Origin of the sequence: Nostoc sp., from assembly GCF_036917355.1 — a bacterium.
Lineage (GTDB): Bacteria > Cyanobacteriota > Cyanobacteriia > Cyanobacteriales > Nostocaceae > Nostoc.
Window position 1 is genome coordinate 1 of the sequence record NZ_JBALDP010000105.1, and the last position, 22,948, is coordinate 22,948.

Genomic DNA, 22,948 nt, shown 5'->3' on the forward strand with positions numbered 1-22,948 from the left:
TTGTTCGACGAGATTCATACTTGTTAGTTATCCATTTTTCTCCACCCTCTATAAATCATTATTATTTTTCTCTCGTTGTATGAAACCACCCTGCCGCAAGCGGGGAGGGGCTGGGGGTGGGGTGCAATGACTGTGGAAATCAAATCATAACTAAATTATACGGACATGATATAAGTTATCCGATTACCCAAAAGTCCTCCAAAACCTCACCCTGTCCTATCCTTACTAAGGAGAGGACAGGTTGAGGTATCTCAGGGGCTATCTATGAGACTAACCGTAAATTACCTTGACAAAGGCTTGTGTGTACATCGTAAGTAAACTCTTTATTAGAGTTATTGAAGTTACGCTGGATAAATCCGTAATCTTCTATTTGGTTCTTCGCCAAAACTATGCGACTTGAGGCGATAGTGTTCTACCAACTCATGTTGCATTTTGCGAACTTGGGGAGAACGCGGCAATAACTCGACTGGCTGCCCTTTAGGAATCACAATTTGCTCAACGGCAAGTCTAGCTTCTTCAAGAGCATCCATTTCATCATCGCTACCATTGTGCAAAAACAATTGTAGTTCTCTATCATCGGCCATCTCTGGATCGTCCATATTCAGCAACCGCCGCAAACCACGAGTAATTTGGGGAATGGTGCTGGACTTAATCATGTGAATGGGTACATGACGGGCTTTGGCCATTTGGCGCAATTTGGCGTGGTTTTTGACGTGCGATCGCAGTGCTAAAATTGCATCAGCACTATCTATATCTTTTGTCAATACTACGGGCAAAGTTAGCACGCTAATCACCTGTTCTAGTTGGTGACGGCTAACGCCATAGGGGTAAACGTGCAATGGCAAATCTTCACCATTGGGGCCTGGCACTCTTGTAGCAGCATCAAAATCAATGCTTTCAGAATAATTGAAAGATTCATCCAGCAAACGGTCAAACTCACTGCGCCCAGTTACCCGCTCTACAGGCAATTGTGGTAGTGCAACCATTTGTCCAGATGAACGCCAGCCATTAGACGGTCGCGCCGGTGGGAAAGAATCCTCCACTGTTCCTAGCTGTCCACCACGACCGTTAACAACAGCTAACTGACGTGTAACCGCAATTTTGCCGTGGTCATCAACGGTTCTCGTTTGTGGGGTAGGCTGACGCCCCCGCAGCAAATTGTCTACGGTGTCAGCAACACTTTCGTGTACTGTCCAGCGTTGGCGTTCCAACATTTCTACCGCAATCTCAAACGTAGGTGGGGCTTTCCGCTCCAAAACGGTCTTTTGAGAGCCTCGCCGTCTGGCTTCATCGTCTCCCAATGTCACAGCTTGGATACCCCCAACTAAATCAGCCAGGGTGGGGTTTTTAATCAGGTTTTCGATCTGATTTCCGTGGGCAGTACCTACCAACTGTACGCCCCGTTCCGCAATGGTACGAGCCGCTAAAGCTTCCAGTTCCGTGCCAATTTCATCAATAACAATGACTTCTGGCATGTGGTTTTCCACTGCCTCAATCATTACCTGATGCTGTTCGTTTGGATGAGCCACTTGCATCCGCCGAGCGCGACCAATGGCGGGGTGAGCAACATCACCATCCCCAGCGATTTCGTTGGAAGTGTCAATAATCACCACTCGCTTATGCAGATCGTCCGCTAAAACACGGGCTATTTCCCGTAAGGCGGTAGTTTTGCCCACGCCTGGACGCCCCAGCATGAGAATCGATTTACCAGTTTCTACCAAATCGCGGATCATGCCAATGGTTCCGAATACCGCCCGACCAACGCGACAGGTCAAGCCAATAATCTTACCGGTGCGGTTGCGAATGGCACTGATCCGATGCAAAGTTTGCTCAATTCCTGCCCGATTATCTCCGCCAAAGATTCCGACTCGTTGAATGCAATCATCTATTTGTTCTTGAGTAACGGGTACTTCGCTCAAATACTCAGCTTGATTAGGAAAGCGAGCCTCTGGGCGACGACCCAAATCCAAGACCACTTCTACTAAACTATCTCGTTTGGGATGACTCTCTAGTACTTGTTGCAGGTCTTGGGGCAAAATGTCTAATAACTTTTGGAGATCGTCTGTAATCGTCATGCTTTCTATGGTGACGTTTTTAGAGATAGCGAGGACATTTGCGTGCAGGAGAAACCGCTCTGGGTATTTTTCCGAACGAGCAATTAACGCTCCTGCTGTGACTTGATCTGGGAAACGAGAGAATGGGCAAGTTCTACAGCTTGCCAAAGCAATACTTCATCTTCTTCTAGGCGAACAGTCGCCTTCATATTGGTGTTACTTACCTCCTTATTCTCTAACTGTTCGAGAATTGGTGACAGTAGTAGGCGGGCGTAGCTACCGTAGGCGACCCCGGCGATGGAGGCAGAGGGGCAGAGGGGCAGAGGGGCAGAAAATTCTCGCTTCTCCCCTGCTCCCCTGCTCCCCTGCTTCCCTGCTCTCTTCAGCAGTCCCATTGCCTTTAACTTAGCAACGGTATACTTATTTGTGCCGCCTGCTAACTGCACATATCCCGGTAACTTAGCTGCCAAAACTTTTTGTCCTAATTTCACCGCGGCTATTGTGGTGCCATCGCCAATATCACCACTCATCGGACGACCATCGGTTTGCCAAATTAAAGCACCCTTGAGTGGGGCAATCCTGTCGTAGAGCGCTCTTAAGTAGTCAATCATCCCTTCACCATCAGGACAGCTGATGGCTAGTAACTTTAGTTTATCGGCCCACGGTGAAATTGCTTGCCATAATCGCTCAAATTCTGCCAACCGCCCGACTTTTGTATGGATTTCTACGGCATCTACTCCCGTTGACATTACCAATGGTGCGATCGCTCCCGGCGTTGTCACGTATGAAGCTGTATAAATTATACCATAAGGGCAAACTGGGATGCAACGACCGCAGCCATAACACTTTTCGGATACTACTCCTGAAAAGTCTTCTTTGATACTGTCAAACACGATCGCTTGTGCTGGACAAATCCGTTCACAGGGTCTAGGGCAGTCTGTAGGACATTCATGAGGATTAAATTCTGCTTTGCGAAAATGGGGGTCTTCTCCATCGTTTAGGCTGACCATCAAAAAGGGTAAATTGCCTTTGTAGTCAAAGCCTCGCTTTTGGGCATCCTTAGCCAGAGATTTGGCCGCTTGTAGCCCTGATTGCGCTGCTGCAATTACTGCTGGATCAGCTGCAACATCTATGCAGTCAGCGCCCGCCAAAGTATAGGCTAACGTTAAACTTCTGACTGCCGGCAAATGCTGGAAGCTGGCTCCGCAGATCAGCTTGAACCAGTCACCTTGTTTGAGAGATTGTAAATGTACGAACAGATCAGTCACTATTCTATTATGCGTTTATGCGACTAAAAATAGTAGTCTGCGATCGAGAAAAAGTCCGAATTTGCTGATTTGGGGTTTATTGATTTAGGGTTTATTGAATTGGGGATTGGACACAATATGCAGAGGGGCAGAGGGACAGAGGAGAAAGACTTAGGCAATTTCCGTTAATAAATCTACCGTCGCCGTTGGTTTCGACTCCGCTCAACCAACCAAGGGATCGATAGTTGAGCGTATCGCTAAAGCGAAAGCTCCCCTAACGCGTAGCGTCTCGCAGAGAAGTCGAAACTCGTCAACCTGGGTATATTCTTTGTGAGAAATTACCTTACTACTACTAATTTTCCCCTGCACCTCTGCTCCCCTGCTCCACACTCCCGCAGCTGTCTTAGGAGGCCGACATACATGACAACTGTATTTTTTGTAGAAGACTCTGCTGAAGATAGAGCTTTGTATCGACGCTTCCTAGAGCGGGACGATCGCTACACTTATGATATTTATGAATTTGAGTCTGGAAATAAGGCGCTACAAGCTTGTCAAGCAAAAATACCAGATGTGATTTTGTTGGACTATCGATTACCAGATTTAGACGGGCTGGAATTTCTCACTCAGCTACAGAGGCAAACTTCTAACAGCCCAATTGCAGTAATTCTACTGACTGGACAGGGAGACGAAACGATCGCAGTCCAAGCGATCAAGAGTGGAGCGCAAGATTATCTAGTCAAGGGAAAACTGACCTCTGATAATTTACGTCGAGCGGTTCATGGGGCGATTGAGCAGATGCAGCTAGTGCGGCAGCTAAAACAGCAACAGGAACAACAAAAGTTAGTAGGAGCGATCGCTCTTAATATTCGCCAATCGTTGAGGCTTCAAGATATCCTTGCCACAAGTGTTCAAGAAGTTCGCCAGTTACTGGACGCCGATCGGGTACTAGTGTATCAATTTACGCCACAAATGCGGGGCAACATCGTCGCGGAGTCGGTATTACCCGAATGGACACCAATCTTCGGACTAGAGATTGAAGATACCTGTTTTCAGGAAAATCGGGGGGGAGAATATCGCCGAGGAAAAATTTGGGCAGCGACAAACATCTACAAAGCAGGTTTAAGTGATTGCCATATTCAACTTTTGGAACGGTTTCAGGTGAAGGCGAATTTGGTTGTCCCCATTTTGTTAGAGAACAAGGAAAGTCCAGCAATTGAACTTTGGGGACTATTTATCGCACATCAATGTTCTGCCCCGCGCCAATGGCAGACATTTGAGGTGGAATTGCTCAAGCGACTGACGGTGCAACTAGCGATCGCTATCCAACAAGCCGAACTCTACCACAATCTTCAAACCCTCAACACCGAGTTAGAAGCCAAGGTACAGGAGCGCACTGCCAAATTGCACCAAAGCGATCGCCGTTTCCGTGCCATTTTCAATAATACTTTCCAGTTCATAGGACTGCTAACGCCAGCTGGCATTTTACTGGAAGTGAACCAGACGGCGCTAAGTTTTGCCGGACTGCAACTAGAAGATGTCATCAATCGTCCTTTTTGGGAAGCACGCTGGTGGACAATTTCACCGCAAACTCAAGCAGAATTAAAACAAGCGATCGCTCGTGCAGCTCAAGGGGAGTTTATCCGCTATGAAGTTGATGTTCTCGGTGCAAATAACCGGGTAGCAACAATCGATTTTTCACTCCGTCCGCTTTTAGACGAGACAGGTCAAGTTGTTTTGTTGATTCCAGAAGGGCGAGATATTACCGAACTCAAACAGGCTAAAGAAAAACTCCAACAAAGTGAAGTACTTTTAGCCACTACTCAAAAAATCGCCCATATAGGCAGTTGGGAATTTAACTTAGTAACGAAAAAGCGCTGCTGGTCTATGGAAACCTTTCGTATCTTTGGTTTAAATCCAATTGAAAGCGAACCGACTCAGACAGAATTCCTCCAGATGCTTCACCCAGAGGATCGCACACATTTTCAGACCAATTTTGAACGAGCCATTACCCAAGAAGAAACCCCTTTCAGTATTGAGTTCCGAATTGTCCGACCCGATAGTTCAGTGCGCTACCTTGAGGGGAAAGCAGAGATAGCTTATAACGCTCAAGGGCAGGCAGTTAAGGTGTTGGGAGCTATTCTAGATATTACAGAACGTAAACAAAATGAGTTAGAAATCATCCGTAGTCGTGACCTGCTAGAAGCTGTTTATAACGAATCCGCTGATGCGCTTTTTTTGGTAGATGTCGAAACATTACTGATTGCTGACTGTAACGATCGAGCAGTGGAGATATTTGCAGCCTCTAGCAAAGCTGCATTAATTAACATTAAAGGTAACACTCTGCAAAAACAACCCTTTACTTCCGATGAGATTGCCACCTTTATGGAAGAAATTAACCAGCAAGGGTTTTGGAGTCGAGAAGTTGAATATATTACTAAGCAGGGCAAATCCTTTTGGGGAAACATCGCAGCCAAACAAATTACGGTCGCTGGTACTGTGATGCAACTAGTACGAATCACGGATATTACTGCCCGAAAGTATGGTGAAAAAGAGCAGCAACGGGCAGAAATAGCTCTCCGAGAAAGCGAGGAACGACTACAATTAGCCCTTGAGGCTTCTGGGGATGGTTTGTGGGACTGGAATATTTTGACTGGAGAGGCGTATTACAGCCCTCGCTATTTAGAAATGCTCGGATACTGCTTTGATGAACTCCCACAGAATTTGAGTACTTGGGAGCGATTAGTTCATCCAGACGATCTACCTTGGGCGGAGAAAATCTTGACAGATCACCTCAAAGATAGTTCAATACCGTACAAATTTGACTATCGACTCCGAACTAAGTCGGGCGAATGTAAATGGATTGCCAACTACGGCAAGGTTGTGATGCGAGACGTAGATGGCAATCCTCTGCGAATGACTGGTACTCATCGGGATATCAGCGAACAACAAGCCGCGCTACGCGAACAAGAACAAGCCGAAGCAGCCTTAGCCAAAAGTGAAGAACAACTGAGACTAACGTTGGAATTTAATCACATCGGTCTTTGGGATTGGAATGTTCAAACAGGCGAAGTTATCTGGAACGACAACCATTATCGTTTGTTAGGTTTAGAGCCAGAAATATCAGCAGCCAGCTATCAATTATGGCGCGATCGCGTGCATCCAGAGGATGTTCACCGAATCGAACAGGCTGTATCAAATGCACTAGCACAACATATTAATTTTCAAGGTGAATATCGAGTGATTTTTCCCGATGGCAAGGTTCACTGGCTGACGGGGAAAGGACGTGGCGTTTACAACGAAGTAGGCGAACCTGTACGGATGCTAGGAGTAATTATTGATGTAAGCGAACGCAAGCAAGCAGAAGCAGCTTTGCAAGAAAGTGAAGCCCGATTCCAGGCATTTATGAACAACAGCCCAGTACTAGCTTGGATCGCTGATACAGATGGGCGTGTACTTTACTTAAATCAAACATACCTGCGGACATTTAAATTACTACCCGAACAGGTGATTGGGCAATCTATTTCTGACCTCTACCCAGATGAAATTGCTCGGCAGCATTTCGATCGCATTCGCACAGTCATAGAGACAAATCAGGTAATTGAGGCAATTGAAGTTGCTCCTCGACCAGACGGTTCCCTTGGTGAGTTCTTGGTATACAAATTCCCGATTCTCGGATTGTCTGAACAAAAGCTAGTGGGTAGGGTGGCGATTGACATCACAGAACGCAAGATTCTAGAGCGAGAACTAGCTCACAAGCAAAAGTTATTGGATACCTTCATCAATAATGCACCTGTTGGTATAACCATTCTCGATCAGGAACTGCGTTATTCGTTGATTAATGAAGCATTAGCAGAAATTAATGGCATTCCCGCAGCAGAGCATATTGGCAAGACAACGTGGGAGATTGTCCCTGATATAGCACGGCAGCAAGATCGAGTCTTTCGACAGGTCTTAACAACGGGTGAACCGATTCTGGATTTGGAAATCAGGGGAGAAACCCCAAAATTTCCGGGTGTAATCAGGACTTGGCTAGCTTCCTATTTTCCGATTCAGTCTGAAGCTGATGAACCTATTAGCATGGGCATTGTGGTAGTTGAAATCAGCGATCGCAAACGCGCTGAACAGATGTTAGAGTTGCAAGCAGTCATTACCCGCAACATGGCTGAAGGAATTTGCCTAGTTCGTGCCACAGATGGCGTGTTTGTCTACGCCAATCCTAAATTCGAGCAGATGTTTGGCTATGAGCCTGGTGAATTAATCGGTCAGCACGTGTCGATTGTCAACTACGGCGATCGACGTCATACACCTGAAGATGTTACTCAGGCGATTTGTGCTGCTATTTTGGAACACGGTGAAGCAATTTATGAAGTCCACAATATTAAAAAAGATGGCACTCCATTCTGGTGTAGCGCTACGGCTTCCGTTTTTGAACATCCTGAGTATGGAAGCGTCCTTGTGGCTATCCAACAAGATATAACCGAGCAAAAGCAAACGGAGGAAAAAATCAAAGCCTCTCTAAAAGAAAAAGAGGTATTACTCAAAGAAATTCATCATCGTGTTAAGAACAATTTAGGAATTGTCAGCAGTTTGCTGCAAATGCAATGCAGACGAACCCAAGATCCTGTAGTGACAGCTATTTTGCGCGATAGCCAAAACCGCATTGCTTCCATTGCCCTAGTGCATGAAAAACTATACCGTTCTGAAGACCTGGCTGATATTGATTTCGCTCAATACATTCCAGATTTAACAACTCATTTATTTGATTCCTATAATGTCAGTTCCAGCCAGATTCAACTAAATATCCAAGTTGATAATGCTAGTCTTGACATCGAAACCGCCATTCCTTGTGGCTTAATTATCAACGAACTGGTTTCTAATGCTTTAAAATACGCTTTTGTTGGTAATTGTGGGGGCAAAATTGAGGTTGAGTTTTATCAACAATCGGAATCTACTTTGACACTCATTATTAGAGATAATGGTGTTGGCTTACCTGAAAACTTTGATAGTAAGAAAACTAAAACACTGGGGATAACCCTTGTCCAGGGTTTAGTCAAGCAGCTAAGAGGAAAACTGAAAATTGACTCTCAACAGGGTACAGAGTTTAAAATTACTTTTACAAACAGCCGGACATGAACATAATTGACATCTCATCAAACACACAGACAAAAAAGACAATTCGAGTCCTTGTTGTTGAAGATGAATATATACTTGCTATCAACTTACAAGAAAGTTTAGAGTCTTTAGGATATGTTGTTTTAGATATTGCCGATTCTGCCGAAGGGGCAATTGCAAAAGCAACTGAATTACGACCAAACTTGATTTTGATGGATATCAGGTTACGGGGTGAAACGGACGGCATCCAGGCAGCAGAGGAAATTTGGCATAATTTGCAAATTCCGATTATTTACGTCACTGGTCACTCCGATAAGAGTACTGTTGAGCGAGCAACGCTGACATCCCCCTTTGGATACATTCTCAAACCTATTAAAGAGCAAGAACTTTATGTTGCCATTCAAACAGCATTAAATCGCTACGATCGCGAGCAATTTTTAAGTTCTGTGCTTCGAGGAATGGGCGATGGGGTAATTGTAGTCGATACTGATTTAAATATTAAATACATCAATCAGGTAGCTGAAGCTCTAACAGGATGGCAATGGAATGAAGCTAAAGACAAGACGTTAACTGAAGTTATCAAAATCATTGATGAACAAACTCAGCTACCGATAGAAAATCCAATCATCGCAGCCCTCCAACAAGAAACTACTATATATTTAGGCGGTGGCGTCCTACTAGTTGCTAGAGACGGGACAACTATACCAATAGCTGATAGCGCTACTCCCCTGAGAAATAACAGTGGTGTAATTACAGGAGCCGTATTTGTTTTCCGAGATGACACGCAACGACGGTTAACCGAAGAACGTAATCTCGCAGCTGAACGTGCCCAACAACTAGAAATTCGTGTGGCAGAACTTCAACGCCTGAACCAATTAAAAGAGGATTTTCTGGCAACCACTTCTTATGAAATGCGAACGCCCTTGTCAAACATCAAAATGGCAATCTCTGTGCTAGAAAATATTCTCGATCGACAGGGTATCTTAAATTCAAACACACTTTCTCCATCTGAATCTGTAGCCCGCTATTTACGTATTCTGCGCGAACAGTGCGAACAAGAACTGGATTTGGTAGATAATTTACTGCATCTACGAATGATTGATGCAGATGTCTATCCATTGGAATTAACATCAATTCAACTCCAAAACTGGCTGCCTCACGTTGCCGAGTATTTTCAAGAACGCGCTCAAGCTAGGCAACAGTCTTTTCAAGTTAGTGTTTCTCCAGATTTACCACCTTTAGTTTCAGACTTGGCTAGCCTGACTGAAATTGTCTCAGAGTTACTCAACAATGCTTGTAAATACACTCCGCCTGATGGACAGATTGTGTTAAACGTTCAGCTAATTTACATCACAAAAAGTCCGATCAATGAGGATGCTAAATCTGGTGTATTACATAATTTTCAAGTTCCTTATTTTCAAATCACAACTAGCAATTCTGGGGTGATAATTCCGAAAAAAGAACAATCTCGAATTTTTGAGCCGTTTTATCGGATTCCTGAAAGCGATGCCTACGGCAACCGGAAACGGGAACGCTGGCAACAGAACGGCACAGGATTAGGTTTAACATTGGTTAAGAAGTTAGTAGAATATCTCCAAGGCACGATTGAAGTTACCAGTTCTCAGGGCTGGACAATGTTTACAGTTCAACTGCCTTTAAGTTTGTAATGGTATTTGTCATTTGTCACTTGTACTGAGCGTAGTCGTTGGCGCAGCCTCTCGTAGAGAAGTATTTGTCCTTTGTCATTAAGCGTTGGTTATTAATTCTTCTCTTTCTGCCTCTCTCACTCTCCGAAAGAGTTCAAACTACGTCAAAATCTAAATAAACGCGATCGCATCTTACCGACAATGCAGATTACCCAAAGTCTCCATACAGCGATTCTTGTGACTGACTTAGAACGCTCTGAACATTTTTATGGCAAAGTATTGGGATTATCCAAAATAGATCGTTCTTTAAACTACCCTGGTGCATGGTATCAAGTCGGCGACTATCAAATTCACCTGATAGTTGCAACCACTGTCCCCACAGAAAACCCAAACGAAAAATGGGGACGTAATCCCCATGTCGCCTTCACAGTAGCTAACTTAGACGCCGCTAAACAAGAATTCCTCAATCAGAATTATCCCATTCAAGCTAGCGCCTCTGGTCGCGCTGCCCTCTTCACTCAAGACCCAGATGGGAATATTATCGAGTTGAGTCAGCAGTAGACCTCTTGCAAAAGTGCTTTTTGCAAGAGAGGGGAAAAGGGGAAAGGTTAAAGGGGAAAGGGAAAATAACAAACCTTTCCCCCTTTCCTCCGCCCCTTATCCCGACTTTTGCAAGAAGTCTAATGAGGAGTGAAGAAGGGAATAGGGTACAGGTTACAGGGTACAAATTATTTTCTATCACCTTTCCCCTTTCCCCTTTCCCCTTTCCCCTATTCAGGTAATTTATATTGCCCAACAATACGTTTGGCAAACTCTGGAACGTGTGCTTCCAATTTCTCTGGATGATTGCGCTTCACATACAAATAATTCCGAGTAAAGTGAGAATCAATGGAAAATCGCGCATATTCTAGACCCTTGGGGCCGATTTTTTCGATTACCACACCCATCAGTTTTGCTGCCCACATCGGCAGAGTAACGCCTTTATCGTAAGCGGGAATACTTTGTTGTACGGCTTCTTTTCGGTTGCCTTTAGACGTTACTGGTTGGGTGTCTAACTGGTCTTTCACTAAATCTAGCATTTCCTTACCAGTGTCATTTCTAACTACAATCCATTGCCAACCGAAGGGTGCGCCCATGTAGCCAACAACTAAGTCGGCTAGGGAGTTAACATAATCAAAGCAACTCATACAGGATGGGGCAAAGACATCTTTGAGTTTGTTGGTCTTCAAGCCAAAGAAAGGCACTGTTTCTGATGAGCCATCTTCATGTTTGAAGTGAACCCGGAAATCTTGCATGAATTCGTAATGCACAACTGTATCAGGCGATCGGCTGGTAGTTTCTAAGAATTTTTGCAATCCGGCGCGGTTAACGTTGTCTACGCAGGGCGTACCTAAAACATACAGCTTTTCTAAACCAAGTTGTTTTTCTACGGCTCGTAAAGCCTGAATTTGGCAACCAACACCAATTACCAACAGCCTCTTCATTCCCGATTTTTCCACCTGTTCTAATATGGAAAGGTTCGGAGAAAGTGTTGGTTTGTTGACCCGTGCTGCTAGTATTTCTTCTGGGGTACGGGCGATAACTGGCATGGGTTGAAAGCGGTCTTCTTTGGTGTTTTGCACGCAGACGACACCTTCAACTAAGCCGCGATTCAGCATTTCAATGGCAATACTGCTAACAATACCCGTCCATTGTGCGCCTTCGATGGGCTGCTGTTTCTTCGCAGCTATCATGTCTTGATGAACACCAAAGTAGAGTTCATCGGGGTTTTCGAGATGGCGCGATCGCGTGTGTGTTTCTTCTTCAAGTTCGCCTATTTGCTGATTAATAAAAGCACAAGCTTCCTTGACATAGTGAATATAGTATGTATCACATAGTCCGCACTCGCTACAGAGTTCCTTCGCAGGGCGGCGGCTGGTAGGTTTTAAGGCTCTGGCTTTTTTGTGAGGAGAAACTGAGGTCATATAAACTTTTTGTTTTATCCAGGAATCGCTTTTATTACAATACCTTCACTCGCTATGAACTTGACGATAGAGGATGAACAAGACCTTAAACCTCTTGCAAAAGTGCTTTTTGCACTCTTGGAAAAAAGGGTAAAGGTTAAAGGGAAAGGGGACAATACAGAACCTTTCCCCCTTTCCCTTTTCCCGACAAATGCCAAGAAGTCTATTGTAATATTTTGAAACACAGAGGAACGCAAAGTAAACGCAAAGTAATGCAGAGTTTTGTCTAATTTATTTCGCTACGAATTAATTAAATATTCTACTGAGGCTTTGATGAGGAACTATAGAAATACAATCGCACTCAGCGATGAGTAGAAGAAATAGAATTTGATTTTTGATACACAGATAATAGCAGGCATTCCCAAACTAGTCGCGGTTGAGCGTAAGAAAGCAAGTATTTTCGAGATTCTTCTAGTTGTTTAATGATACTAGGTTGATGCCACTGCTGCCAGTAAGATTGCTGAAGATAATCAACTAACCACAGTTGTGCTTCTGTATCTAAATCCTTATCAATTGTCTTGGCTAACTCTAAGGCGTTACGGTAAGATTTAGGCGCTTTTTTCAAGTCTTCGAGTAACTCATCGGGAATATCTTGTAATTGCTTATAAGATGCGATCGCACTGCCGACACTACCAGCTGCTATGCTCAATACTGCCTGATTTGACAAAATTTCCTGATGACCTGTTTGTGTGAGTACAACAGCCAAAGACTCTGCATTTAAGCGATAAAAAGGAATGCGTTGACAGCGTGATACCAAAGTCGGCAACACAGATTCAGGTGTCGGTGCAATTAAAATTAATGTCGCCTGTCCCGGTTCTTCCAAGGTTTTAAGTAAAGCATTTGCTGCGGCTTCTGCCATTGTTTGGGCTTCTTCCAGCACTACCACATTTCTCGGCGCTTCCAAGGGCGGACGACCTAAAAACTCCGTAATGCCCCGAATTTGCTCTAGTCGAATTACAGGCGATCCTTTAAGCTTCAGTCCTTTTTCGGCTGCTTCTGCTGCTGTTAATCGTTGTCCCTGGTATTGATACGTTGGTTGCACCCACAATAAAGCTGGATGGTTCCCCTGACGCAAACGGTTTTGTAAAGATGCAGTGACTCCCATTCCATTAGAAAATAGCAATTCCACAAAGCATCTGGCTGCTAAACTCCTGCCTACACCATCTGGCCCCACAAATAAGTAGGCTGGAGGAACCCGGTTTTGTCTGACAGCCTGAGTGAGTAATTCTATAGCTTGCTGTTGTCCGATAACTGGTGCAAATGGATCGTTAGTCATTAATTATTAGTCATTAGTTAGGAGTTATTATTTTTTCTTTGTTTCCCTATATAGTTTTAGCTAATTAATACTTTAGTAAGTTTTTGTGAAGAAAAGCAACCATTTCCAAACAATTTTTGATAGTTTCGATAAGGTTAAGACATAAAGGATAAAGAGCAAGGGCTTAAAGTCTTAAAATTATCGCCTGCTAACTATCTGCAAGCTTAAACAGGGATTTTAAGCTAGGTTTTTTGCGGTTACTTTAAATTAAATCAGTGAACTGTTAAACATCCTTCAGGGCATCTAAATGTTAGTGAAGTTGTTGGCAAAAATTGCCGCAGCTAAATATCAGAATATTCGGTGAAGGTACAATTGTTACTATCAGCAATAAAAATCTTTGCACCTTCTATCGAATGGTTTCTCTAGCTATTTTCATTGAATGAAAACTGCTAGGTGAAGAGGCGCTGAGTATTTTGGCATTTCTACTGGTAAAAAACAGCGATAAAAGACCATAACACCGAAATCAAGATTGCCAAAGGAGACTGAGATGGAAATCTTCGATTATGTGATCCTGGGAGCCGGCTTGGGAGGACTTTCGGCCGCAGCCTGTTTAACTAAACAAGGTTATCGGGTAGCAGTTCTAGAACAACATTATTTACCTGGTGGATGTTGTCACACCTTTGATTATGGGGAATATAGTTTTTGTGCTGACGTACATTACATTTCTCAATGTGGTTCTGGTCAGACTATAGGTCAATTTCTCGACTATCTTAATCAAGATGTACCCTTTAATAGCCTCGATCCTGACTGCATCGATCGAGTTATCACACCAGAGGCAGATTTCAAAATTCCTTTGGGATGGGAAAATCTGCGATCGCGTTTACTCTCCACATTTCCAGAAGAAGCTAATGCTATTAACCGTTACTGCAATGAAATTCAGCAACTCCACCAAGAAATTCGCAGCCTAGTGCAGGAAGTACACTGGTTCGATCGGAAGTTGTCTGACTGGTTAAAATTACCAAAATATTTGAATTTATTTTTGAAGCGCAATTGGACTCTACAAGATTTGTATAACCATATCGGGTTATCACCTAAACTACAAGCATTGTTGGCAGGGCAAAGTGGCGACTATGCACTACCACCCGAAGAAATTGCGCTACTCACGCATACTTCCCTAACTTGGGACTACTCAGAAGGTGCTTATTATCCCAAACATCACTTCAGACACTTTGTTAACACCATTGCAAACGTCATTACCGCAGGTGGAGGTGTAATCAAATACTCAACTCCGGTAAGCCATATTCAAGTTAGCAACCACAATGTCCATAGCGTCATTGCTGATGGTATGAGCTATTGTGCCAACAAAGCTTATATCAGCGACCTCGACCCCAAATTAACAGTGGAGTTGATGCATGATTCTGAAGCTTTGAGTCACAAAGAGCATCAACGTCTAACCAGTTACGAATACTCAGCCAGTGCTTTCAATATCTACTTGGGTTTAGATAGCCGTTTCGATCCTCAACGTTACAGCATCGGTAATTGGAATATTTGGTATTATCCTACAGGCGACCTGAACAGAGAATATCAACAACAATTGGCAGGTGACTTCAGTCATCCGTGGATTTTCCTCTCTTGTCCAACGATGAAATCTAGCGAACCAGGTATGGGGCCAAAAGGACATCACGTTTTAGAGATTGCGACTGTCTGTTCTTATAAACCATTTGAAAATCTGCACAAAACTAATCCAAAAGCCTATAAAGCCAAAAAGCGAGAAGTTTATCAGCAGATGATGACAAGTGTGCGAGATTTGATTCCAGATGTGGACAACTACGCCCGGATGAAAGTTTACGGCACACCTACCACCAGCGAATTTTATCTAGGACAGCCGCAGGGTAATATTTACGGTGCGAAATTAATTCCCAAACAGGTTGGTTTAAATCGTCTGGGATATACGACAGAGTTATCTAACCTGTTTTTCGTCGGAGCAAGTGCCGGATATCCGAGTGTACCAGGTGTGATTGGGAATGGGATGGATGTTGTAGAACTGCTGACAGGACAATCGGTATGGCATAAAGCTGAAATACCTCAGCCTTTGGTGGCAGTTGGTTGATGAGTGCTAAAGTGCTGAGTACGATTCTTACTTTTGTACTCAGCACTGTTTGGTTAAATTAGCAATCAAACCTTAGAGGTGAGAAATCTGGATATCTCCGCGTGTGCCAACACAGCACCAGGTTCGCGCTGGAGAGCGTTGTAATACTTTCTCTCGAAGGTATTACCCGTCTCTAACGGTACAATCAGCGTGCGGACATCAGCAATCAATTTTTGGAAATCGTCCAGCAATATCGGTTCATCTGCTTGGAGCATTTCATCAACTTGCACAACCATCTCAGAAATGCGATGTAGCCAAGCAAATTGTTCGTGAGCGATGACTAGCTGAAGAAGTTCTCCACTTGATACTCGTCCACTAACCTGTTCGTAGGCAATGCGTTCTGTCTCCAGCAACATCTTGTGAAGGTCGAGTAATTTGTTTCGTAAATCACGCAGATATTGATGCTGACGTATTCTTTGTGTAAGTGTGTTAGAAGTCAATGTTACTTATCCTCTCGTTACAATAGTCTTCAATGGCTTAAATAATTTCTAAGCATTGAGAATTGGGCATTGGGATTAGGGAAGAGGTAACAGGTGATAGGGATCTGTACCCTGTAACCTTTAACCTATTCCCTTCTTCTCCCCCATGCCCTGGTGAATGGAGTTTTTTATCTATTTGGTTTCCTTGCTAAGAAGCACTATAATGAGCATATCTTTTATAAACGTCATATCTTATATTTGATTAATCATATATTAACATAAAATTATAAGAACTACATAGTGTAGAACTGAGCGAGAAAGTATCAATTATGGGAAAACCATCTTCATGTCGCTAGCAAATGTAATTTTAGGTCTTCTTCAGCAGCAAGAAATGACGGGCTACGACCTCAAAACGAGCTGCTTCGATCAATGCGTTGCCCATTTATGGCCAGCAGATCAGGCACAAATTTACAGAACTCTCGATAAGCTAGTTGAGCAAGGCTGGATTACCTGTAACATTGAGATTCAACACGATCGCCCCAACCGCAAAGTTTACAGTGTAACGGAGCTAGGAAAAGCGGAATTTAGGCGATGGCTAGGGATTCATCAGCCCTTACCGACTATCAGAGAACCTTTACTCGTGCAGTTGCATTTTGCAGATCAGTTGTCGAATGAAACCATCATTCACCTACTGGAGCAACAATTGGCGGCTCGAAGCAAAAAGCTGGCTGAATGTGAAACCATCGATTTGCCATCACTGGGTGATGAATCTGCCAACCGCAAGCAGGTGATGCAAAGGCTGGTGCTGGAGTTGGTAATCCGAAGAGAAGAGACTTATATTGATTGGTTGAAGACAGCAATCGAAGTTGTCAGTCGCCAAGAGCCATATCCATTTACCAAGAAAGAATTCAGGAGTCAGGAAGTCACTGAGCGACTTGCCTTGAGCGAAGTCGAAAGGAGTCGAAGTGAGCCAGAATTCAAAATTGAATTTTGAACCAAAGAGCAGATGAATCGTGGATTATTTGTAGGTTTAGTAACTTTAGATTTGATTTACCTTGCTGACTCTGCCCCTAAGAAGAATCAGAAGATTGTTGCTACTGACTATACTGTAGCGGCAGGGGGCCCAGCAACAAACGCGGCTGTAACTTTCAATTATTTAGGAAATCAGGCTACTGTCTTAGGTGTAGTAGGTTCTCACCCAATGACGCAGCTCATTCGAGATGACTTGGCAAATTACAAAGTTGCGATCGCAGACCTTGAACCTACCACTGATTTAGTACCACCTGTATCTTCGATTATTGTCACTCAAGCCACAGGTGAACGCGCTGTGGTTTCGATCAATGCTGTCAAAACTCAAGCTAGCAGCGCATCTATCCCAGCAGATATTTTGCAGAATGTCGATATCGTACTGATTGATGGACATCAGATGGCGGTTGGTGATTCCATCGTTCAAATGGCTAAAGCCAATAATATCCCAGTAGCGATCGATGGTGGTAGTTGGAAGCCTGGATTTGAGCAAATTCTGCCATTTGTGGATTACGCTATCTGTTCAGCTAATTTTTATCCCCCCAACTGCCAAACTGGAAAAGACGTTTTTAGCTATCTCAGTGAATTTCACATTACTCACATCGCCATTACCCACGGACAAGAACCAATTGAATACTTGAGTGGCACTAAAACTGGTATCGTAGATGTGCCGCAGATTCAAGCGGTTGATACGTTAGGGGCTGGAGATATTTTTCACGGTGCTTTCTGTCATTACATTTTAAAGGAAAGCTTTACTAATGCACTGACACTGGCAGCTAATATTGCTGCTGATTCCTGTAAATTTTTTGGTACTCGGCGCTGGATGAATTTAAAGGGCTGAGTTGTCAGGTTAATAAAATTATAGAAGGCTAAATTAATGAAAGATTTACAAGAAATATTAGCGATCGCTCGTGAGGTAGGTTGGGGCGCAGCAGAGATACTACGATCGTATTACGACGGTACTGCAAAAGACCCTAACTTAGAAGTCCAATATAAGCAGAATGAGCCTGTCACCGTTGCCGATGTAGCTGTGAGTCAATACATTTTGCAGAGGCTACAAGCAACTTTAGGTAACGAAGATTTTGCTTACATCAGCGAAGAAACTTATCAATCGTCAAGTAGTGGTAGAAAGGCTTCTGCCCCTTGGGTATGGATAATTGACCCTTTAGATGGCACACGAGATTTTATCGAAAAAACTGGAGACTATGCAGTTCACATTGCTTTAGTCAAAGAAACACGCCCAGTGTTGGCAGTGGTTGCACTACCAGAGACTCAAAAGTTATATTACGCTACCAAAGGCGGGGGTACATTTGTAGAAACCCGTGACGGATCTGTTCCTTTACAAGTCTCTTCAGGTAAACGAATTGAGGATTTAACCTTAGTCGTTAGTCGCTCTCACCGCAACCAACGCTTAGATTATCTGCTACAAAATTTACCCTGTCAAAATCAGAAATCTGTGGGTAGTGTAGGCTGCAAAATTGCCACTATTGTCGAGCAACAGGCAGATATCTACATTTCTCTTTCCGGCAAGTCTGCGCCCAAAGACTGGGATATCGCTGCCCCAGAATTGATTTTAACAGAAGCTGGTGGTAAATTTACCCACTTCGACGGCACTCCATTGCAGTATAACACTGGTGATATCAATCAATGGGGAGGTTTGCTAGCTAGTAATGGTGAATATCACGAATTACTATGTAAGAAAGCAGAAGGAATCTTAGCGCAGTTTGACCATAGCTAATAGTGCATTTGAGGATGAATATTTTTTAAATTTCTTTTAAGATAGTTAATCATGGTATGATTAGCAGTACACCGATAATAATATTTACTGTTTAGTCCACAGCTTAATTTTCAAAACACTAAATACCTGGGCGATCGCGAGTTAATTACGATTTCCGATTAAAAGTGTAACTTTATATAGTACAAGCAAAAAAAGCCAGTCTTTAGAAAGTCTGCAAACCGTCCTTAAAGGTTTGATTTGTGAATAAAATTCACTATCAGACAATATTCAAAGGCTGCATGCTGTGCTACACTCATGGACATAAAGATTATTTTCGGTTGAGTAACTCGTTTTGATTTCTAAAAACCGTCTCTCCGAATTTAACTCTCTACACTCCCTGAATTCGGAGATTTCTATGTCAATTTACGTCGGAAACCTGTCCTATCAGGTTACAGAAGAGGACCTAAAGCAGGCTTTTGCAGAATACGGAACAGTAAATCGTGTTCAACTACCCACAGATCGGGAAACAGGCCGGCCTCGTGGGTTCGCTTTTGTGGAAATGGAATCAGACACACAAGAACAAGCTGCCATTGATGCACTTGATGGTGCTGAGTGGATGGGACGTGATTTGAAAGTGAACAAAGCTAAACCTCGTGAGGAAAGAAGTAACTCCTCTCGTGGTAGCTGGGGTGGCGGTAATAACGCCCGCCGCAACAATAATCGCTACTAAGTCAATTCCTGAAAATATCACATTTAGAGTCTCCAGCAGATAAAGCCAAAGGCTCCATTCTGCTGGAATATTTTATTTGGTATCTAGTCTTGAACTATTCATCCATATTAAGGAGGAATGAGAATGACACAAGTAGTTCTAGGGGAGAATGAAGGTATTGAATCAGCCTTGAGAAGATTTAAACGGGAAGTTTCTAAAGCAGGAATTTTCCAAGATATGAGAAAAAAGCGTCACTTCGAGACACCGATAGAAAAAGAGAAGCGTAAAGCAATTGCTAGGCACAAACAACGTCGTCAACAACGTTCTCGCTTCAATTAAAAGTCCAAGCAAATTTGCCCTTCGATTTGACATCTAGCCAGCATCTCTTCACTGTTGCCAGACTTCCGGCAAACCACAAGTAATTAGACATACATCAATCAATAAACAACACTGTTCGTAGTAGCGCTGTACTGGCTGGCTTTTGGTGCTACTAATTATACATGTTTTCAATTGCGTGAAGTAGGGGCGTACAGCTAGCTATGCACCCCTAACTTGTGCCTAATTCCACAAAGAAGCGCTATACTCTGTTGAGTTCCATTTGCGGAACTCGCGGCAATATAAATGTATTCTTCCTCTGTATCCATAAAGTATTGTAGATATCGTTAGTCTGCAATCCCTGGCTCTGGATTTTTAAAAAAATGTTACGACTTTATCATTTATTACTAGGCTCTATTTTGCTGGTGTCAATACCGGTGGGAGCCAAATTTGTTTTACCCCAATTTTCTCCACCCAAAGTAGTAAAACCTCCTACCGTTGCGCAACTTCCCAACTCTAATCAGGAAAATATCTGGCAGAAAATCCTGGGAAGTACTGCTGCTCCAACTAACTGGCAAGTTTATCCCTGTGAAGGAAATGCACCCCTGTTGTGTGTCTCCTCCAAAGGAAAACGTTTGGGTACAGTTGAGATTAACACTTACCCACTAGCAAACAATGAGGATTTCCGAAAGAAACTCTTAGCAGCTGGTATTCCAACTGCTTCCCTAGTAGACTACCAAAGTCCCAAGTACCAAACCCAGTTATTACCAGTACTTAAGACTTGGGTTGTAGACCACTACGCTGCGTTAGCCAAAGATCGTCAGGGTGAATATGGAAAAGAGATTATTTTCTCAGCCTACCCACCGCAACCAGTACCCATTGGTAAGCTTCAGGGAATCCGCTATGGGTTCGCCGGACTTAAGCGACAAGGTGGAGTACAAGAGCAACATATCGGTCATGTTGCCTTTGATGGTACTAAACTTTACGTAATGACTACTGCATTTGACACAGGTACGCAAACAGGTAAGTTTGATAAACTAGAAAACTTGGCTATTTTTCAACCTTACTTATATGCGATCGCAGCAGATTTGCATTTACCTCAATAGCAATACTTCTCGGTTAAGTATTTTTAATTCAGAATCGGGTTTTGGGAAAAGGTTACTGGGTTTGGGGTAAAGGTTTTTTCTTGCCGCTTTCCCCCGCCCCTTATCCCCAGAGGGGGCCCCACCTTCCCCTTTTCCCCTTAACCGAGCAGTATTTACCCCAATAGGGATTGGAGATTGGGAAATCTTCCCAGTCCCCACTCCCCATCAACCTAAATCTCAGCCACCGCGCGTTCAATCAAGCGATGTGCTAAAGTTTGCGTGCCAGTGTGCTCATAATAATTTGTTGCTACATCCAGGAATGCTGCGAGGTAGTCCAACTTGTCATCAGCAATATCGGTAAAACTTTGCAAGCTGTGGACAACCTTTTGCGGCGTTAAATTATTGGCGCTAACTAACCCACTCATCCAACCTTTCACAGAGTCAAAGCTTTCACCGATAAAGTTGAGTTTACTGCCAGCATTGTTCCCTGGAATCACATCTTTGATGTTTTGGAAAGTCGAGTTTTGTTCTAACTCCTGTGGATTTGTTTGATTCAGCCCAGATATTGCTTTGCTGATAAAATCTGGGCCCAAAGGTATCAAACCATCAACGCAAACTAACGCCACCATGCGAATCAGCGACTCACCACTATACTCACCTAAAGAGGCGACAAAATCCCCAATACTGTCTCCCGGAATGCCGTTAATTTGACAGAAGGCCACCAACTCAGCCACTAATTTTAATGTCAGATCGATGGTTTGGGCTTTATCTGGCTTGGGAGTGACAGAGTTTAAAAAACCCAACAGAGGAATTTTTTCGCCGACTTTGTTAGCTAAAGCTGCTGCACCAAGCGCTTTATCTGTATTATCAACAGTTTGATATAACCACAAGGCTGTTTGGTATCCTTGGGATTTATCGTTGAATAGATAAATCGCTCTTTCGCCAATTTGCTGAATCAAATCTTCGTCATCTTCGCCAGTGACTTTCTTGATAGTGTTGACAAAGCCAACGGTATTTTGCCACTCTCCAGGAGCAACAAAATCGAGAGACTTCAACATAGAAACAGTCAAGCCGCCAGTTGGCAATTGATCGACCAACTCAACAATCGATTTGCTCACAAAAATCTCCTTTTTTAGGTTTTACGATCTGAATGTTAGTAGTGCAAATCACTTCAGTCTAGCTAGACCATTAAGATTAAACTTCTCTAGCCAATCTTCGCGATCGCTAGCTGTAAATGATGAATCACGAGAAAGTGCTTTTACTTGGTACTTACCTACCAAAATTGCAGTTTGCGTTTTACCAACTTCTATTGCGGGATAACCGCCAATTTTTTTAGTGCTTTTCGAGAACTTTGCTGCTGCACTGGGTGTGCTAGTGGTATCAGAAATAGACAGCACTGCTATATCTTTACCGCCTTTTTTCAACTTCGCTTCCGCAAAGCCTTTTTTCTCTTGGGTATAGACGCGTTGGTAGCCATCACCAGCTTTTGGGAAAAATTTATTAAATTCGCTACCCTGAGTTGCGGTTTTAGCTACCGATTGACCGCTTTTTTGTTGAGTGCTTTCTTTTTGTGCCTGGTCAAAACGTCCAGGTGTTTTTGGACTACAGGCTGTTGTCAGTAGTACCACTGACAGTAACAAAGCGGCTACTACCCTACGCCCACGGTGTAAAATCATTCTTGGCTTCTCCTTGATATTTGAGCTTTAAGGCAATTATCTACGCTGCTAGCAATTATTACCCGTTCTGACCCGTTATTAACTGTAAAATTTACTTTTTGATAATTATTTCCTAAGTTCTCACCGATAAAGGTCATTTTTGCACTTCAAAAAAGTTTTCATGTATTTGAACCACATCTGTTGTATTAGGGGTGCAAGGCCTTGCGCCCCTACCACGTTGTCTATTTACCTGAAAATAGCTGTAATACCAATTGGAAAAAAGAATGCGACAAATAGACCATTTGTAGAGACGCGATTCATCGCGTCTTTACCCAAGGATGTGTTGCAATCATTAATTGAATTGGTATAACGTAGCAATTAACCCAATGCAAAAACGCCCCCCCTTTCGGGAGAGCGTCTTTTATTTATAGAAAATCGTGAAGAGCGTATCTCAGATTATGATTAACCGTTGATAGCAGGAGCAGTTAGAGCTACAGGAGCAGAATCGCCAGCAGCCAAATCGAGAGGGAAGTTGTGAGCGTTACGCTCGTGCATT

16 protein-coding genes and 2 pseudogenes are annotated in these 22,948 nt (G+C 43.4%); 10 read left to right on the top strand and 8 right to left on the bottom strand.

All coding sequences use genetic code 11. From position 1 onward, the window contains the following. Positions 1 to 341: 341 nt before the first annotated feature. Both V7K53_RS31310 and ldpA read right to left on the bottom strand, forming a co-directional pair. Positions 342 to 2,075, bottom strand: coding sequence for a R3H domain-containing nucleic acid-binding protein (locus tag V7K53_RS31310; protein ID WP_335201386.1), 1,734 nt, complete (start codon positions 2,073 to 2,075; stop codon positions 342 to 344). An 83-nt stretch (positions 2,076 to 2,158) separates the two neighbouring features. After that, on the bottom strand, positions 2,159 to 3,322 hold the full coding sequence (gene ldpA, locus V7K53_RS31315) for a circadian clock protein LdpA (RefSeq protein ID WP_335201373.1): 1,164 nt from the start codon (positions 3,320 to 3,322) through the stop codon (positions 2,159 to 2,161). A gap of 399 nt (positions 3,323 to 3,721) precedes the next feature. Here ldpA and V7K53_RS31320 point away from each other — a divergent pair, with 399 nt between their 5' ends. The 3 genes from V7K53_RS31320 to V7K53_RS31330 all read left to right on the top strand — a co-directional run bounded on the left by V7K53_RS31320 (position 3,722) and on the right by V7K53_RS31330 (position 10,620). After that, complete coding sequence (locus V7K53_RS31320; RefSeq protein WP_335201374.1) at positions 3,722 to 8,434, top strand: PAS domain S-box protein; 4,713 nt, start codon at positions 3,722 to 3,724, stop codon at positions 8,432 to 8,434. Next, positions 8,431 to 10,080, top strand: a complete 1,650-nt coding sequence (locus V7K53_RS31325; RefSeq protein WP_335201376.1) for a hybrid sensor histidine kinase/response regulator — start codon at positions 8,431 to 8,433, stop codon at positions 10,078 to 10,080. The genes V7K53_RS31320 and V7K53_RS31325 overlap by 4 nt, the downstream gene beginning before the upstream one ends. Before the next feature lie 180 nt (positions 10,081 to 10,260). Further along, positions 10,261 to 10,620, top strand: coding sequence for a VOC family protein (locus V7K53_RS31330; protein WP_335201377.1), 360 nt, complete (start codon positions 10,261 to 10,263; stop codon positions 10,618 to 10,620). A gap of 209 nt (positions 10,621 to 10,829) precedes the next feature. Here V7K53_RS31330 and V7K53_RS31335 read toward each other — a convergent pair whose 3' ends face one another. Further along, entirely contained in the window at positions 10,830 to 12,023 is a 1,194-nt protein-coding gene (locus V7K53_RS31335; protein ID WP_292734199.1) for a Coenzyme F420 hydrogenase/dehydrogenase, beta subunit C-terminal domain, read from the bottom strand. A 340-nt stretch (positions 12,024 to 12,363) separates the two neighbouring features. After that, positions 12,364 to 13,338, bottom strand: coding sequence for a DNA polymerase III subunit delta' (locus tag V7K53_RS31340; RefSeq protein WP_335201378.1), 975 nt, complete (start codon positions 13,336 to 13,338; stop codon positions 12,364 to 12,366). A gap of 526 nt (positions 13,339 to 13,864) precedes the next feature. Here V7K53_RS31340 and V7K53_RS31345 point away from each other — a divergent pair. Beyond that, positions 13,865 to 15,427: a phytoene desaturase family protein gene (locus V7K53_RS31345; RefSeq protein ID WP_335201379.1), complete on the top strand. Its 1,563-nt coding sequence runs from the start codon at positions 13,865 to 13,867 to the stop codon at positions 15,425 to 15,427. A 65-nt stretch (positions 15,428 to 15,492) separates the two neighbouring features. On the opposite strand, the gene V7K53_RS31350 is transcribed toward V7K53_RS31345, so the two are convergent. Further along, positions 15,493 to 15,906, bottom strand: coding sequence for a hypothetical protein (locus tag V7K53_RS31350; protein ID WP_335201380.1), 414 nt, complete (start codon positions 15,904 to 15,906; stop codon positions 15,493 to 15,495). 325 nt (positions 15,907 to 16,231) lie between these two features. Between V7K53_RS31350 and V7K53_RS31355 the strand changes: the two are divergent. From V7K53_RS31355 to V7K53_RS31380, 6 genes and pseudogenes are all read left to right on the top strand, one after another. Then, positions 16,232 to 16,765: pseudogene (locus tag V7K53_RS31355) on the top strand (PadR family transcriptional regulator); the annotation flags it as partial. Positions 16,766 to 16,891: 126 nt separating this feature from the next. Beyond that, complete coding sequence (locus tag V7K53_RS31360; RefSeq protein ID WP_335201381.1) at positions 16,892 to 17,752, top strand: sugar kinase; 861 nt, start codon at positions 16,892 to 16,894, stop codon at positions 17,750 to 17,752. Between the two features lie 36 nt (positions 17,753 to 17,788). Next, a complete protein-coding gene (locus V7K53_RS31365; protein ID WP_335201382.1) occupies positions 17,789 to 18,649 on the top strand; it encodes a 3'(2'),5'-bisphosphate nucleotidase CysQ family protein in 861 nt (286 codons plus the stop codon). A gap of 394 nt (positions 18,650 to 19,043) precedes the next feature. Then, a complete protein-coding gene (locus V7K53_RS31370; RefSeq protein WP_194047264.1) occupies positions 19,044 to 19,358 on the top strand; it encodes an RNA recognition motif domain-containing protein in 315 nt (104 codons plus the stop codon). Positions 19,359 to 19,481: 123 nt separating this feature from the next. Beyond that, positions 19,482 to 19,676, top strand: a complete 195-nt coding sequence (gene rpsU / locus V7K53_RS31375; protein ID WP_069073011.1) for a 30S ribosomal protein S21 — start codon at positions 19,482 to 19,484, stop codon at positions 19,674 to 19,676. 359 nt (positions 19,677 to 20,035) lie between these two features. Beyond that, a complete protein-coding gene (locus tag V7K53_RS31380; protein ID WP_335201383.1) occupies positions 20,036 to 20,758 on the top strand; it encodes a hypothetical protein in 723 nt (240 codons plus the stop codon). 209 nt (positions 20,759 to 20,967) lie between these two features. On the opposite strand, the gene V7K53_RS31385 is transcribed toward V7K53_RS31380, so the two are convergent. The 3 genes and pseudogenes from V7K53_RS31385 to V7K53_RS31395 all read right to left on the bottom strand — a co-directional run. Next, positions 20,968 to 21,855: a hypothetical protein gene (locus V7K53_RS31385; protein ID WP_335201384.1), complete on the bottom strand. Its 888-nt coding sequence runs from the start codon at positions 21,853 to 21,855 to the stop codon at positions 20,968 to 20,970. 48 nt (positions 21,856 to 21,903) lie between these two features. Then, positions 21,904 to 22,413, bottom strand: a complete 510-nt coding sequence (locus V7K53_RS31390; RefSeq protein ID WP_335201385.1) for a hypothetical protein — start codon at positions 22,411 to 22,413, stop codon at positions 21,904 to 21,906. Positions 22,414 to 22,854: 441 nt separating this feature from the next. Then, positions 22,855 to 22,948 (bottom strand): annotated as a pseudogene (locus V7K53_RS31395) (photosystem II protein D1); the annotation flags it as partial.

Coding starts and splice junctions, on each gene's coding strand:
- V7K53_RS31310 (WP_335201386.1), bottom strand. CDS start 2,075: ATGACGATTACAGACGATCTCCAAAAGTTATTAGACATTTTGCCCCAA.
- V7K53_RS31320 (WP_335201374.1), top strand. CDS start 3,722: ATGACAACTGTATTTTTTGTAGAAGACTCTGCTGAAGATAGAGCTTTG.
- V7K53_RS31325 (WP_335201376.1), top strand. CDS start 8,431: ATGAACATAATTGACATCTCATCAAACACACAGACAAAAAAGACAATT.
- V7K53_RS31330 (WP_335201377.1), top strand. CDS start 10,261: ATGCAGATTACCCAAAGTCTCCATACAGCGATTCTTGTGACTGACTTA.
- V7K53_RS31335 (WP_292734199.1), bottom strand. CDS start 12,023: ATGACCTCAGTTTCTCCTCACAAAAAAGCCAGAGCCTTAAAACCTACC.
- V7K53_RS31340 (WP_335201378.1), bottom strand. CDS start 13,338: ATGACTAACGATCCATTTGCACCAGTTATCGGACAACAGCAAGCTATA.
- V7K53_RS31345 (WP_335201379.1), top strand. CDS start 13,865: ATGGAAATCTTCGATTATGTGATCCTGGGAGCCGGCTTGGGAGGACTT.
- V7K53_RS31360 (WP_335201381.1), top strand. CDS start 16,892: ATGAATCGTGGATTATTTGTAGGTTTAGTAACTTTAGATTTGATTTAC.
- V7K53_RS31365 (WP_335201382.1), top strand. CDS start 17,789: ATGAAAGATTTACAAGAAATATTAGCGATCGCTCGTGAGGTAGGTTGG.
- V7K53_RS31370 (WP_194047264.1), top strand. CDS start 19,044: ATGTCAATTTACGTCGGAAACCTGTCCTATCAGGTTACAGAAGAGGAC.
- rpsU (WP_069073011.1), top strand. CDS start 19,482: ATGACACAAGTAGTTCTAGGGGAGAATGAAGGTATTGAATCAGCCTTG.
- V7K53_RS31380 (WP_335201383.1), top strand. CDS start 20,036: ATGTTACGACTTTATCATTTATTACTAGGCTCTATTTTGCTGGTGTCA.
- V7K53_RS31390 (WP_335201385.1), bottom strand. CDS start 22,413: ATGATTTTACACCGTGGGCGTAGGGTAGTAGCCGCTTTGTTACTGTCA.